Annotated in this window: 13 protein-coding genes; 11 read left to right on the top strand and 2 right to left on the bottom strand. The window is 36.1% G+C overall.

Going from position 1 to position 15463, the window contains the following annotated elements:
• Positions 1-85: 85 nt before the first annotated feature.
• The 4 genes from U9M49_RS18535 to U9M49_RS18520 all read left to right on the top strand — a co-directional run bounded on the left by U9M49_RS18535 (position 86) and on the right by U9M49_RS18520 (position 5673).
• The gene (locus U9M49_RS18535) at positions 86-2665 is read left to right on the top strand and encodes a DNA translocase FtsK (RefSeq protein WP_322910359.1); all 2580 of its coding nucleotides are present in this window, start codon (positions 86-88) and stop codon (positions 2663-2665) included.
• 29 nt (positions 2666-2694) lie between these two features.
• Complete coding sequence (locus U9M49_RS18530; RefSeq protein ID WP_095372222.1) at positions 2695-3372, top strand: hypothetical protein; 678 nt, start codon at positions 2695-2697, stop codon at positions 3370-3372.
• A gap of 273 nt (positions 3373-3645) precedes the next feature.
• Entirely contained in the window at positions 3646-4941 is a 1296-nt protein-coding gene (gene murC / locus U9M49_RS18525; RefSeq protein ID WP_095372223.1) for a UDP-N-acetylmuramate--L-alanine ligase, read from the top strand.
• Between the two features lie 318 nt (positions 4942-5259).
• Positions 5260-5673 (top strand): acyl-CoA thioesterase, encoded by a 414-nt coding sequence (locus tag U9M49_RS18520; RefSeq protein WP_322910358.1) that lies wholly within the window; start codon positions 5260-5262, stop codon positions 5671-5673.
• Between the two features lie 80 nt (positions 5674-5753).
• On the opposite strand, the gene U9M49_RS18515 is transcribed toward U9M49_RS18520, so the two are convergent.
• Positions 5754-6869: an aminopeptidase gene (locus tag U9M49_RS18515; protein ID WP_095372225.1), complete on the bottom strand. Its 1116-nt coding sequence runs from the start codon at positions 6867-6869 to the stop codon at positions 5754-5756.
• Between the two features lie 317 nt (positions 6870-7186).
• Here U9M49_RS18515 and U9M49_RS18510 point away from each other — a divergent pair, with 317 nt between their 5' ends.
• The 3 genes from U9M49_RS18510 (at position 7187) to ytxJ (ending at position 8631) form a co-directional block, all read left to right on the top strand.
• On the top strand, positions 7187-7672 hold the full coding sequence (locus tag U9M49_RS18510) for a DUF948 domain-containing protein (RefSeq protein WP_095372226.1): 486 nt from the start codon (positions 7187-7189) through the stop codon (positions 7670-7672).
• A 23-nt stretch (positions 7673-7695) separates the two neighbouring features.
• Entirely contained in the window at positions 7696-8178 is a 483-nt protein-coding gene (locus tag U9M49_RS18505; protein WP_095373626.1) for a YtxH domain-containing protein, read from the top strand.
• 129 nt (positions 8179-8307) lie between these two features.
• Positions 8308-8631, top strand: coding sequence for a bacillithiol system redox-active protein YtxJ (gene ytxJ, locus U9M49_RS18500; RefSeq protein WP_095372227.1), 324 nt, complete (start codon positions 8308-8310; stop codon positions 8629-8631).
• 31 nt (positions 8632-8662) lie between these two features.
• Here ytxJ and U9M49_RS18495 read toward each other — a convergent pair whose 3' ends face one another.
• Positions 8663-10897, bottom strand: a complete 2235-nt coding sequence (locus tag U9M49_RS18495; RefSeq protein ID WP_322910357.1) for a cell division protein FtsA — start codon at positions 10895-10897, stop codon at positions 8663-8665.
• 239 nt (positions 10898-11136) lie between these two features.
• On the opposite strand from U9M49_RS18495, the gene U9M49_RS18490 reads away from it, so the two are divergent.
• From U9M49_RS18490 to motS, 4 genes are all read left to right on the top strand, one after another.
• Positions 11137-12210: a bifunctional 3-deoxy-7-phosphoheptulonate synthase/chorismate mutase gene (locus tag U9M49_RS18490; protein ID WP_285840908.1), complete on the top strand. Its 1074-nt coding sequence runs from the start codon at positions 11137-11139 to the stop codon at positions 12208-12210.
• A gap of 350 nt (positions 12211-12560) precedes the next feature.
• Entirely contained in the window at positions 12561-13559 is a 999-nt protein-coding gene (ccpA, locus tag U9M49_RS18485; protein ID WP_224938773.1) for a catabolite control protein A, read from the top strand.
• Positions 13560-13773: 214 nt separating this feature from the next.
• The gene (motP, locus tag U9M49_RS18480; protein WP_322910356.1) at positions 13774-14595 is read left to right on the top strand and encodes a flagellar motor protein MotP; all 822 of its coding nucleotides are present in this window, start codon (positions 13774-13776) and stop codon (positions 14593-14595) included.
• Positions 14582-15328 (top strand): flagellar motor protein MotS, encoded by a 747-nt coding sequence (gene motS, locus U9M49_RS18475; protein ID WP_322910355.1) that lies wholly within the window; start codon positions 14582-14584, stop codon positions 15326-15328. Before motP ends, motS begins: the two co-directional genes overlap by 14 nt.
• Positions 15329-15463: the final 135 nt, after the last annotated feature.

The raw sequence follows: 15463 nt of genomic DNA, 5'->3' as shown, positions 1-15463 counted from the left end.
AGATAACTCAGATTATATAATTGCTATCATTCTTAGTAGGTTTACTGATAGAATGTAAGTTAGAACAGAAAAGGAAGTTGATAGAATGAATTGGTTTAAAAGAATAAAAGCCTACTTTAATGGCTATGATGCCGATGAGTTCAAGGAATATGATCCAACGAATACAACTCAAGAAGATAAACCTACAAATAACACTAATAAAATTCAAACTAAAGAACCATTTGAAACACATAGAGAGATAGAAGCAAAAGTAATTTATCAATATCCAAAAGGTGAATTTCGTTTTCCTCTCATCCCAGATGAGACACGGGAAAGAAGAAAGCCAAGAGAACGTGAAAATAAATTAGCAGACGAAAAGCCAAAAGATAGCAAAAATCTTCAAACAAGACAAAGAAGAAGTCATTCAACAAAAGAAAATATTGAAAATCAGCAAGAAAATCATCGTCCATTAGAAAAGAAACAAATAAAAAAAACGGAAATTAAGCTGAATGCAGGGCCATTTAAACCATCAGAAATTCCTTCTCCTATATATGGTTTTGGTCAAAGAAAAAGTCAAATAAAAGAGGAAACGAAACTTGAACAGTATGAAAGAATAGAACCTACTGAATATGACCTTGGTATTGCTCGTGGCAGAAAAGAATCTGCTTCACTTGAAGAACAATACAATCAATTGTCTCTTTACGATGAGCCGGAACAAGTGAATGTGAGGGTGGAAGAAGACCTGATAGTGGCGACTAACAATGAGCCGGAACAAGTGGATGAGAGGATGGAAGAAGCCCCGATTGTCGCGACTAACAATGAGCCGGAACAAGTGGATGAGAGGGTGGAAGAAGCCCCGATTGTCGCGACTAACAATGAGCCGGAACAAGTGATAGCATCCTTTCAGGTCGAAGATGAGCTAACAGTTTCACAAAATCAAACTGCTGTCGCACTTGAAAAGTCCATTCCTTATTCGAACCAGTATGAAGAAGTTGAAGAAAAACGGATGTATGAAGATGTGGCACAGGATGAAGGTCAAACAAACATACATAGCATGGAAGATGCTCACGCTAATGTGGAAGAAGAGATAGAAACTGAAACGTCGTCTCATCAACCACAGAAACGGAGTCATCTGCCCTTTAATGTAATGATGTTGCAATCGGATAGGAAAAAGTTAAATGTCAATGAGACACCAGAATTCCATCCATCGTCACAGGTAAAAAAAAATGACTTTTATAGAGATGAGGAAATAGAAGAAAATTTGCCTAATTATGTCTTCCCGTCTATGAGGTTGTTAGATCCTCCAGTTAATATGGACACAGATGAAGAATGGTTATTAGAACAAGAGGAATTATTAAATGCCACCCTACATCACTTCAATGTCCGAGCGCATGTGATACAAGTAACGAAAGGTCCTGCGGTTACTCGTTTTGAAGTGCAACCAGAGCCTGGAGTGAAAGTAAATAAAATTACAAACCTAGCTGATGATATCAAACTCAGTCTTGCTGCAAGGGATATTAGAATAGAAGCACCTATCCCTGGAAAACACGCGATAGGCATAGAAGTGCCTAACCAAAAGAGTAGACCTGTACAAATTAGCGAAATCATTCATAGTGAAGAGTTTATGCAATCAGAGTCACCACTAACTGCTGTATTAGGTCTAGATATTGCTGGTGATCCAATTGTCACAGATTTACGCAAAATGCCCCATGGTTTAATTGCAGGTGCAACAGGATCTGGTAAAAGTGTTTGTATTAATTCTATTCTTATTAGTCTTTTATACAAAGCTGATCCTGAGGAGTTAAAGCTCTTGCTCATTGATCCTAAAATGGTAGAATTAGCACCATACAATCAAATACCACATCTTGTTAGTCCGGTCATAACCGATGTAAAAGCAGCAACAGCCTCACTGAAGTGGGCGGTAGAAGAAATGGAAAGAAGGTATGAATTATTTGCTCATTCGGGCGTACGAGATATTAATCGTTACAATGATTATGCAGAGGCAAATAAGCAATACCATCAAAAACTGCCGTATATTGTCATTGTCATAGATGAATTAGCCGATTTAATGATGATGTCTCCAGCGGATGTTGAGGAAGCCATCTGTCGTATCGCTCAAAAGGCAAGGGCCTGTGGGATTCACTTAATTATTGCGACTCAACGACCATCAGTTGATGTTATCACGGGTCTCATTAAGGCAAATGTACCAACAAGAATTGCTTTTTCTGTCTCTTCACAAGTGGATTCGCGGACAATAATAGATATTAGTGGTGCTGAAAAGCTATTGGGTAGAGGAGATATGCTCTTTTTAGAAAACGGTTCATCAAAGCCAGTTCGCTTGCAAGGAACTTTTGTTTCTGATCAAGAAATTGATGATGTTGTAGCACATGTTAGGAAAGAGCAGAAACCACAATATTTATTTGAACAAGATGAGTTATTAAAGAAAGCGAAAGTAACTGAAGAAACAGATGAATTATTCTTTGAAGCATGTTATTTTGTGATTGATCATCAGGCGGCATCGGCTTCTATGTTACAAAGAAGGTTTAAAATTGGTTATAACAGAGCAGCACGCTTAATAGATATGATGGAGGAACAAGACTTCGTATCTGAAAATCGGGGCAGTAAGCCAAGAGATGTCCTCATTACTGAAATGGAACTAAATGAAATTGAACAAAATAGTGAATGATGTTAGAAGAAAGGTAAGGAAGGGTCATGATGGTTGAAAATGATACACCCATCGTTCATTTGCACAAGTTTCGTGATAAAAAGCAACTGCAAGGTGAGGAAGCTAGTTTTCAGTTAATTGAAAAGGTTAAAAGGTACAGTGAACGCCACTTAAATATTCGTGAGATGGTCCGTGCAAAGCATATTTTTAAACTACACCTCCAATTAAAGGAGGAGGATGAAATTCCATCAAGTATGTACCAGCTATTTACGGATTGGTTAATTTTTGACTACCAAACCATTCATGGGGTTAGCGTGTTTCAGCTATTTTTACAGAGACAAAGAACTCAGATGCATGAATATGAAATGATTCAAGCTGCCCTATGTATGGCTGCTGTTATGGAACCATTGTTAATTACAAACTATGATGGAAAGACTATAGTTGGATATGATTTAAATGAGGAAGAACAAGTTGTATCTTTAAATAAAGTGGAGCATTCTTCTTTAACTATCGTAAGAGGAACGGTTGTTTTTTTAAGGAGAATTCCTGGTATAAAGAATAATTTCGCTTTCACCCCTCTCCTACTATGTCAAGATGTTCATCCTTTTAGTGAATTACGTACAAACTATCAAAGAATGGGCAAAAAAGATACATTGAGATCTTTTTTAAAGCACAGAGCATTGGACATATTACCAGAAAGCCAATATTGGGAAGTGGTGAGTCAATAGTCCTCGTTCTTATTGTCTAAAAACAAACACCCTTTTTAGGTAGAAAAGGCTGTTATACTGTACTGTAGGTAAGAAAATGCTAATGCTTTATAAGTTGAAAAAAATTATAATGATCGGGACAAGTGATACATAGTTTTTCAAAGGGAATAATGATATAATGTTTAAATGTGAATTAAAAAGAACTATGGAAACTTGAAATAAACGATTATGAGCAAAAATAGATATATGTCATATACTGTTTTACAGATATACGATGGTTGGAGGTTTCTTTATATGACTATTTACCATTTCGTCGGTATTAAAGGGTCAGGGATGAGTGCACTTGCACAAATTCTACATGATATGAATTATAATGTTCAAGGATCAGACGTTGAAAAGCACTTCTTCACACAAGTGGCACTTGAGGAAGCTGGAATAAAAATTTTGCCATTTAATAAAAATAATATACAACCTGGCTTAACAATCATTGCCGGTAATGCATTCCCTGATACACATGAGGAAATAGAAGAAGCGACAAGACTTGGTTTACCAATCATTCGCTATCACAAGTTCCTCGGTGATTTCATGAAGAATTTTACAAGTATCGCTGTTACAGGAGCACATGGTAAAACTTCTACGACTGGGTTGCTTGCACATGTACTTACAGGTGCGAATCCTACTGCTTATTTGATTGGTGATGGTACTGGGAGAGGAAATAAACTGGCCGAATATTTTGCTTTTGAAGCATGTGAATATCGCCGCCACTTCTTGTCATACCATCCGGATTATTGCATCATGACAAATATTGATTTTGATCATCCAGATTATTTTGCAAGTCTTGATGATGTTTTTTCTGCGTTTCAAGAAATGTCATTACAAGTGAAAAAAGGAATTTTCGCTTGTGGTGATGATGAACAATTACAAAAAGTGCAAGCAAAAGTACCTGTTGTTTTTTACGGTTTTGGTGAAGAAAATGACTTTCAAGCAAGAAATGTCATCAAGTCAACAAGCGGTACAACCTTTGATGTATTTGTAAGGAATACCTTCTATAATACGTTCACGATCAAATCATACGGAGATCATAACATCTTAAATGCTTTAAGCGTTATTGCCGTGTGTCATTACGAAGATATTGATGCTTCGATTGTTCAAGAGCAGCTCCTCACTTTTGGAGGAGTAAAGAGACGATTTACAGAAAAACAAATTGGTGATCAAGTCATTATCGATGATTACGCTCACCATCCGACTGAAATAAAAGCAACAATTGAAGCAGCGCGTCAAAAATACCCTGATAAAGAAATCATCGGTGTTTTCCAACCGCATACCTTCACAAGGACACAAACATTCTTAGATGATTTTGCTTCAAGTTTAAACTTGGCAGACCAAGTGTATCTATGTGAAATCTTTGGATCCGCTAGGGAAATCCACGGAAAGCTTTCTATTGAAGATTTACAAGCAAAAGTCGATGGTGCTGTTATTTTAAACGAAGACGATACGAATATCTTAAAAGATCACCACGATGGTGTCTTAATCTTTATGGGTGCAGGCGACATTCAAAAATTCCAGAAAGCATACGAAATGCAACTATAAGCGAGTAGTTCCTCATGTGAGTGGGGGACTATTTTTTTTTTATAAATTCAATTTGTGGTTCAATTCCATTAGAGCAAAAAAGGAATTTGTGCGTGCAATTGAAGTGAAATCGGCAAAGATAGCTGCGTAATTTTTGAGTTGCACTTACATCAGGCCGTCGAAAACGACACAACAATCATTTTTTCTTCAAATACTCTCCTTAATCAATTACTTTGAACTAAATAAATTTGAATGATGAAAGTTGATGGTATTCATTTTCTTACTATTTTGATAAAATATAATATAAAAAAATGACGGATAAATTACGGGGGAATGAGTATGCGAAAAAATATATTAAAGGTATGTGTTCAACAAGATGATATTGATCATTTAGGACACATGAATTATATGAAGTATCTTGTCTATTTAGAGAAGGGAGTATCTAACTGGTATAGAGAAATTGGCATTGGAAGAGAGCAATTAGATCAACAGCATTTAGGAACAGTAATGGTTAACTTTGATGTTACCTATAAAAAAGAGGCACGGGTGAATGAAGAACTCACAATTTTCACAGAATTGCGTAACGTAGGTAATAAAAGCTTTTATATTTATCAAGAAATATATAATGAGAATCAAGAGCTATTAACAACATGTAAGAAGACATTTGTCATGTTTAATACAATTACAAGACAGGGTGTACCTGTTGTTAAGGAAATTACAGAATTAGTAAATAAGGAAAATTATAACAATTAAATCCGAAGAATATGGCAATACATAAATAACCACGAACAAAAATTTGTTCGTGGTACATGGAAAAAGTCGAATTTGTTAGCTTATTTTAAGTTTTCTGGATTGAGAGCTTCTAATTCTGCAATTACAAATTTGCCGTCTTTGCGGATTAATTGATCATCGAAGTAGATTTCTCCACCACCATAATCAGGACGTTGGATATTGACTAAGTCCCAATGGATATTTGATTTGTTCCCATTATATGCTTCGTCATAACATTGTCCTGGTGTGAAGTGAAAGCTACCGTCAATTTTTTCATCAAAAAGGATATCTTGCATTGGGTGTAGAATATAAGGGTTAACACCAATAGCAAATTCTCCAACAAAGCGAGCTCCCTCATCTGTATCGAATATTTTGTTAATACGCTCAGTATCATTAGCAGTGGCCTCAATGATTTTACCATTCTCGAAAGTTAGTTTTACATTTTCGAACGTAAAACCGTTATATGGAGATGGTGTGTTATAAGAAATAACTCCATTCACTGAATCACGCACTGGAGCGGTATAAACTTCACCATCTGGTATATTCATTTGTCCAGAACATTTAATAGCTGGGATATCTTTAATTGAAAAACTTAAATCAGTCCCAGGTCCTGTTAAGCGAACTTTATCTGTTTTATTCATCAATGAAACGAGATTGTCCATGGCTGCATCCATTTTACTGTAGTCTAAGTTACATACATCAAAGTAAAAGTCTTCGAATGCTTCCACGCTCATTTTAGCTAATTGAGCCATTGAAGCGTTTGGATAGCGGAGTACGACCCATTTTGTTTTTGGCACGCGAATTTCTCTATGTACCTTTTGGCCGATTGTTGATCCGTGAATACGCATTTTTTCATCTGGTACATCTGCTTGTTCGTTAATGTTATTTCCAGAACGTAAACCAATATAAGCATCCATTTGGCTCATGACATTTGCTTCAAATGAAGCCATCATATTATATTGTTCTTCATTTGCGCCGAATAAAAGTGCGCGGTCAACTGTATTATCTTTTATCGTGACAAAAGGGTGACCACCAGCGGCGTAGGCTTCTTTTACAAGAGCAGTTACAAGTTCTTTTTGTAAACCGAAGTTCTCAATGAGAACCTTTTCTCCTTTTTGTAAACCAATTGAATAATTAATTAAGTTCTTAGCTAATTGTTCAATACGAGGATCTTTCATTACATATCCCTCCGAATAAAAAATTGATTACTACCTTCTTATTGTAACCTAAAGTGGGATGTTTGTTCGAAAATAACTAGAGAAAAAGACAGAATAAATGATTTTCTTAGGATAAAATAGATAAGTAAGGTTCCCGTTAGGTCTAATCGCTTCATTTAAGTAATTGTTTATATTATGATAATATTTACAGATAAAATAAAAAGGATTATTTGGAAAGAGCGTTTATTCTCTCATAATTGGGGAAAAGCAATAATAAATTAAATACTTTGCTCTTTTCTTTGAATCATTCTTATTTTGAAAATACGGAGGTGTGCCTAATGGAAATTATCTTGTATTTGAGTGTAGCGGTTATTGCCATTGCTTTTTTAGTTTTAGTCATCTACCTTTCTAAAACACTCTCATCGCTACAAGTAACGTTAACAAGTGTATCTAAGACATTAGACGGGTTAGAAAAACAGCTTGATGGAGTGACCAAGGAAACAACAGTACTCTTACATAAAACGAATGCATTAGCAGAAGATATTCAAAAGAAATCTGAAAGCTTGAATAATGTTGTTGGTGCCGTAAAAGAAGTAGGGGACTCAGTAAGAACCTTTAATGGTTCTATTCAAAATATATCATCTTCAGTCAGTCAGCAGCTAGAGTCGAATAAAGAAAAAGTTGCACAAGCTATTAGCTGGGGTAATGTTATCTTAGAATTAAGAGAGAAATATAAACAACGTAAGCAAGCACCAGCGCAAACCTATACAGCTGAGGATCCTATCCCAGTTCCTAGCAAGAAAAGAGAAAGAGCAAGGTCATAAATTCAATTTGGAGGATGATAATGATGAGTAACCAAGATCGTCAAGAAAATGAATCAAAACAAGTGGCCAAAAATGAAGATAGCATCAATACAAAGGATTTCGTCATCGGAGCACTAATTGGTGGTATTGTAGGTGCTGGTACAGCATTATTACTTGCACCTAAATCAGGTAAGGAACTAATAAGTGATATTAATACACAAGCTTCTCAATTAAAGGAAAAATCTAGCCATATCGCTGATACTGCTAAAGTAAAAGGTACTGAATGGGTTCAGGTTGCTAAAGAAAAAAGCAATGAAATTGTCCAATCAGCAAAAGAAAAATCTAGTGACTTACAACAAACAGTATCAAAGCAGTCTGCAGATATGAAAGATAAAATTAAACAAATGACTGCAAAAGATGACGCAGTAGCTGAAGAAAATGCTCCAACATCGGAAGCAGAAGCACAAAAGAGATTAGAAGAAACGAAAGTAGCTTTTGACCAAACAGAAGAAAAAGTAAATCAATAGTATTCAATAAAGCGGTAAAGAGCAATCTATTCTTTACCGCTTTATTATGATCTCGATTTGTCATAGGTGCTTCTTTTTTAGTAAAATAATGTGAGGTATACCATAATTATAATAAGAGAGGTAATTCAAATGGAAAGATTAAATACAAAAGAAGCATTTAAACAAGCACTGCAAGAGAATGAGAAGATGTTATTACTTAAGCACAGTAACACTTGCCCAATCAGCGCAGATGCTTACGAGCAATATGAAAAATACACAAATGAAAATAGTGATGTGAAAGCTTATTACTTAGTTGTTCAAGAAGATCGCCCATTGTCAAACGAGATTGCAGAAATATTTGAAGTAAAACACGAATCTCCACAAGCTTTTCTTTTTGTTAATAAAGAAGTGGCTTGGCATACATCCCACCGTAAAATTACATATGATACCCTAAATGAGGCTGTACAAGCTTAAGGAAGTTATCTATCCCGAACGATTTATTTGTCTAATATGGACGTGAGTCGTTCGGAACATTTTTTAAATTGGTTGAAGGAGTTATGTGTTTTTTCCGCACGAGTGTGTAATTTTTAGTTGACCAGTGAATTTTTAAATTGTCCCCCTCTTGTATTTCCTCTAATAAAGAGGACTTCTTGCCGTTTTTAAATAATGTACATTGAAGTTTACCATGATAAGGAATTTGAACTTTTGCAAATTTAATCACATCATGAAAATAAAACCTTGCTTGGTCATCTTCCTTTATTATTTCTAGTACATCTCCTGAATGTATAAGTGATTCCTCAACTAATTTCTCTTTTTCTCTGATTATGTGCAAAAGTTGTTTATAAAGCGTAACTTCTTTATTATTGACACTAATCGTTATACTGGCCTTGTATTGTAAAGATTTATATTTTATGAATTCTACCAGTGTTAATGGGCGCGGCTCAATGATCTCTAAACGATCTAAATGGTTGACATGACTAGTTAAAGATATCGAATTTCCATTGCAAATAACTTTTCCTTTATGCGGTGGAATGATTGTCTGCTTCCCATTGATGATCAGTTGATATGGCTTTACGCTCTCTAATAGATGTGTCAAATCTAATGAATGAAAGATTTCTGTAATTGTCGATGGGATCATATATTCAATATGATCACCGTCCTCGAGTAGCTGTTGAGTGGATGCTGTTACTTGATTCACCTTTATTAAGGGCATAATGGTGTATTTTGCATCGTGAATATAAATACTTTTATTCTCGGTTTCTCCGACACAATCAGATACTCTAATAGTCGCTGGCTCCCCACTCATTCCTCTTACGACACTTATTTCATCATGAGCGTGAACGGCATCATTTAATTTTGCCTTTTTACCGTTCAAATAAATATATGGCGGTTTTCCGTGACTTCCTGGAATGGTCATTTGTTGTTTGTTAACGGTAATTACTTTTGGAGAGCCAATTTTTCCATACCAATTCCTTGTGAGATATTTTGCAGTTAATAAGACATCCTTTACTGTGAGAGTCTTGATTTTTAGCAATCGTTCTGTCTCTCCATTGATTGTAATAGGAACAAATCTGAGCGGAGTTTCGTTGGCTGCAATTGCGATTGCAAAAGGTGTGACATACATCGGGTGAGAAGCTAGCTCTTCTGGAAATGATAGATGTTTTAAGCTATTTAAAGTTTTAAGCATGACTTGATGAGGAGGCAAATCTAATTGGTCTCTAAGTAATTCTTGAATGCCTGGTGTTAAGCTTCCACCGCCAATTATTAGGAGGGCAAGAGGTGACTTTTTATTATTTAGCTGTTGTATTTTTTTTGAAAGTGAATGAGCAAGTTGTTCGATAAAGGGAAAAAGCCTACTCATTAAGTCTTTTGAGTAGATATGTTGTATTGTGTTATTTAATGTTTCAAATGTGAAGGATTCATGGTCGACCAAATGCCGCTTGATCCGCTCTGCTTCATGGAAATCGGTTAGTGTTAATTGCTGAATGAACTCTGTCACTTCATCACCTGCCTGTGGCACCATCCCATAAGCAGTAATTGTTCCTTCATTAGTAATGGCAATATCAGATGTACCTGCTCCGATATCTAATACAGCTATATTCAAATGTCGTAAGGATGGAGGAATTAAAGTTTGTACACAAGCAATAGGCTCGAGTGTTAGTCCATCGATCGTTAACCCTGCTCTTTGTACAGTTGCTTCTAGAGAGGTGATAACAAGCTTAGGTAAGAAGGTGGCAATAATTTCTATACTCGCTTGAGCACCTTGTTGATGTAATAAACTCCCAATAGGCTGTCGGTCAATAAAATAATACAGTGGTGTATAGCCTACAAAGGTATAATCTGTTTGGATTTCTGTATGATGAGTTTTATTTGTAATAGTAGATTGTGCTTTTTGAAGAGCTTGCCATTCTAAATATTGAATATAGTCAGCAGTTAAAGGAGGGTAATTTCTTATATCCATACTAGCCATTATGCGTTCGGTTCGTAATGATCTACCAGCTGCAGCAATAAATACTTTTTGAAGGGGACCATGTTTTTTTTCAAAGTATTGTTTAATAACAATAACTGTTTCTGCAACCGATTGGATATTGTGAATTTGTCCATCCATCATTGCCCTATCATCATGTTCCTTTACAAAGTAATCAACACAATTATACTCACCTTCTTCAAAAAGAATAAAGAGACCAATGACTGACCTTGTTCCTATATCTAAGACAAAAAATTGTTTCTTCTCACCCAAAAGAATCACATCCTTTTGAATCAATTTGCTTTATTGCTTAAAAGCGTCTAATTAATAAAGATAAAATTAGTGACAGAAGCGTATATTTCATATATAATAACAACAATTATAAAAAATGTATTATAATTATCACCAAAACAAATAAGTGATATCTGAATGAAGCAAGAAAGTATTGTACTCATCTTCGCTTTTTCGGAATTAAGCTTTAATGTAATAACAATTGAGAGGATGGGACTATTATGGGTAAAGAACTAGAGCAATTGCGTAACCGAGTGGATGAAATTAACCTTCAGTTGCTTTCTTTAATTAATGAGAGAGCAGAACTTGTACAAGAAATCGGAAGGGTAAAGGAAACACAAGGAGTCTATCGTTATGATCCTGTCCGTGAAAGAGCGATGTTGGATCTAATCAAAGAGAATAATAATGGACCTTTTGAGAACTCAACAATTGAGCATATGTTCAAGGAGATCTTTAAAGCTGGTTTAGAATTACAAAAGGATGACCATCGCAAAGCATTATTAGTATCCCGTAAGAAAAAATCTGAAAATACAATTGTTGATATAAATGGAGAGCAGATCGGTAACGGACAGCCGCATCTTGTCTTTGGGCCATGTGCAGTAGAATCATATGAGCAAGTGGCATCAGTTGCTGAAGCTGTGAAAGCTAAAGGCTTGAAGTTGTTACGTGGCGGCGCATTTAAGCCTAGAACTTCTCCTTATGATTTCCAAGGTTTGGGTGTTGAAGGCTTGAAGATCTTAAAACGTGTAGCAGATGAATATGGTTTAGCTGTTATTTCAGAAATCGTAAGCCCAAATGATATGGAAACTGCAGTGCAGTACTTAGACGTTATTCAAATTGGAGCTAGAAATATGCAGAATTTTGAATTGCTAAAAGCAGCAGGACAAATCAATAAGCCTGTACTCTTAAAGCGTGGTATGTCTGCAACGATTGAAGAATTCATTAATGCAGCTGAATACATCATGGCACAAGGAAATGGCCAAATTATTCTTTGTGAACGAGGTATAAGAACATATGAAAAAGCAACAAGAAATACGTTAGATATTACGGCTGTTCCAATTTTAAAACAAGAAACACATTTACCAGTTATGGTTGATGTCACTCATTCAACTGGAAGAAAAGATTTATTACTTCCAGCTGCAAAAGCAGCACTTGCAATTGGTGCTGATGGGGTTATGGCAGAAGTACATCCAGATCCTGCAGTGGCGTTATCTGATTCCGCTCAGCAAATGGATTTAAATCAATTTGATCAATTCATGAACGCACTTAAACTTCCTTCACAAATTCAAGTGTAATGGTATAATAAAGCTGATTTAAGGGGAATGGTAGCCGTCCCTCTTGAGTCGGCTTTTTTATATCTTTTTAAAAAAATTTGTAGTAAGCTGGTTGTGGTTTCTAATTTTTTTACAAGATTATGTGAGGAATTGAACAATAGGATAGAACTTTGGGATATCAGTTATGTAGGTTAGATTCTAACTATTTTTTGACTTTTTCATAAATATTTCAGCATGAAGTTGCGAGGGAAGAGAAAAGTATCGTATGATTATACATAATTACAATTCTTGCTGAACAAATAAGGTTTGTAGAAGAATGACATACATAAATACATTTTATTAATATAGAAAAAGTAGAAGGAGTGTGTGACATGAATATTACGATTTATGATGTAGCACGCGAAGCAAATGTTTCAATGGCTACTGTTTCAAGGGTTGTCAATGGGAATCCTAATGTCAAACCGACAACAAGAAAAAAAGTATTAGAGGTAATTGAACGTTTAGGCTATCGCCCTAATGCTGTTGCAAGGGGACTTGCTAGTAAAAAAACTACGACAGTAGGGGTGATATTACCCGATGTATCGAGTACTTTTGTCGCGGAGTTAGCTAGAGGAATCGAAGATATCGCAACGATGTATAAGTATAATATTATTTTAAGTAACTCAGATCAAAATATGGACAAGGAGTTACATCTATTAAACACGATGTTAGGAAAACAAGTGGACGGGATTGTTTTTATGGGCGGTAATATAGAGGAAGCACATGTGACGGAATTTGAGAAATCTCCTGTACCTATTGTACTTGCTGGTTCTATTGAAAAGTCGCAAACCATTCCTTCTGTTAACATCGATTATGAACAAGCAGCTTATGATGCCACGGAAGCCTTTATTCAAAAAGGTCACGAAAAAATTGCCTTGCTGATTGGCCCTTTAAGAGAACCAATCAATGCAGAGAAAAAATTAGAAGGCTATAAGAGAGCTCTTCAAGACGCGAGTATTCCGTATCATGAAGAATGGGTAATTGAAGGGGACTACACATATGACTCAGGTTTGGAAGCATTTGAACGGTTGTTAGAGTTAGATAGCAAGCCAACTGCTATATTTGCTGGTTCAGATGAAATGGCATTGGGCATCGTTCATGGGGCGCAAGATAAAGGGTATCACGTACCTCAGGATGTAGAAGTGATTAGCTCTGATAGCACAAGATTAGCTTTAATGGTGAGACCACAACTTACATCTGTTGTACAACCGTTATATGACATAGGTGCAGTTGCAATGAGATTATTGACGAAGTATATGAATAAGGAAGAAGTCACAGATCACACAGTAGTACTTCCGCACCGAATTGAACAGCGTAACTCAACAAAATAATCATCCGACCGATATGAGAAAAAGAGGGAAAGACATGTAAAGTGAGTTTACCGAGTTTACAAGGTAATTCTCACTTTTTACATGTTAAGGTAAGAAAAAATGGTCAAGTGAGAAGATAAGTGTCTTTGCAGCTAATAAGGAACAACTTGTCTTCACCTCTTGCAAGACTCGCCAATAGGCGAGTTTTCTAATTTCGTCATTAGGGAGAGAGAGAATGAGAAAGTTAGACAAGTTAACACCAGTTGGTTTAATGGTCGGTGTAATCATGATTATCTTTGGAATTGTTGCTTCCGGTGGGTGGACTGGGGTCAAGTATTTTTTTGATTTCTCTTCCATCTTTATTGTCATTGGTGGGATAGTTGCAGGTCTTTTTATATCCTTCCAAATGAAGGATTTACGAAAGACTTTTATAGTAATGAAAAAAGGCTTTTCTAAAGAAGAAAGGTCAATCGAGAGCCTGATTGAGACCTTTGTTAAGTTAGCAGACCGTGCTAGAAGAGAAGGTATATTATCTTTAGAGTTAGAAGTTGTAAATGAACCAAATCCTTTTATCCGTAAAGGTGTGTTGTTGGCGGTTGATGGAATTGAACCAGAAATGATTAGGGATATACTTGATGCCGATATTGATGCAATGGAAGAGCGCCATCGAAAAGGGAGGAATATTATTGAAAAAGCAGGGGATTATGCACCAGCTTGGGGAATGATTGGTACATTAATTGGACTAGTCCTTATGTTGAAAAATATGGATGACCCCTCAGAACTTGGTTCCGGAATGGCAATTGCTCTTTTAACGACTTTATATGGCTCTTTACTAGCAAATCTTTTTTTCAATCCTTTAGCTGCGAAACTTGAATCACAAACGGATGATGAAATTTTTTATAAACAGGTTGTGATTGAAGGAGTAATTGGTGTTCAAACGGGACAGAACCCAACGATTTTACGAGAGAAATTAAGTGTTTACTTGTCCGAAACTGAGAAAAAATCTATCGAGGGGCGACTAGAGCTAACGGAGGACTTTGAACATGAGGCGCAATAACCGCCGTTCTAAAAGAGATAGGAACAATAAAAAGGGTGCTCCCCTTTGGATGGTGACCTATTCAGATCTTGTTACGCTCGTTCTCGTTTTTTTCATCCTTCTGTTTTCGATGTCACAAGTGGATATGACGAAGTTTAAGGCTGTCTCAGATTCATTTAATAAAGTAGGGATATTCCAATCTAGCTCATCAATATTACCTGATGATGGACGTGAATCTGTGCCAGATGAAACAGAGACAGGTACACCACATTCACTTGATTCACTTGTTCAGGAAGTTGAGAGTTATCTAAAATCTAATGGGTTGGAAAATGTGATTACAGCCAATCGAAATGAAAGAGGTGTTGTGCTCATTCTGCAAGAGCAAGTATTGTTTGAAACGGGCCAAGCCGATCTTATTGAAGATTCATTTGGTTTTCTCGAAAGCTTAGGGGTCATGCTCAAAGAAATGCCTAATCTTATCCGAGTCGAGGGCCATACAGATAATCGCCCAATTGAAACGTATCGCTACCCATCGAATTGGGAATTATCTTCAGCTCGAGCAAGTAGTGTTATTCGTTATTTAGTGGATAATAATGAAATAGAACCGTCTCGTTTTACTGCAGTAGGATACGGTGAAACAAGGCCGATTGCCGCAAATAATAGCTCAGAAAATTGGGAGAAAAATCGCAGAGTAGAAGTTATTATTCTTGATCCTGAGTATAAACACAATGAAGCTATGGAATCATCTAATTGATTCTATAGCTTTTTTCATTTTTTTGGTCCCAAAAAAAGCTATGCCTACTCCTTACCATATAATATTTAACTGTTTTTTCTCAACCTATAGACTGACTTTTAAACAGCGGTCATTTTGTATAATGAAAGAAACGGT

Source organism: Cytobacillus sp. OWB-43 (genome assembly GCF_034651445.1).
GTDB lineage: Bacteria > Bacillota > Bacilli > Bacillales > Cytobacillaceae > Cytobacillus > Cytobacillus kochii.
Note: the sequence above shows the minus strand (reverse complement) of the source record. Positions and strands in the feature narration are given on the sequence as shown.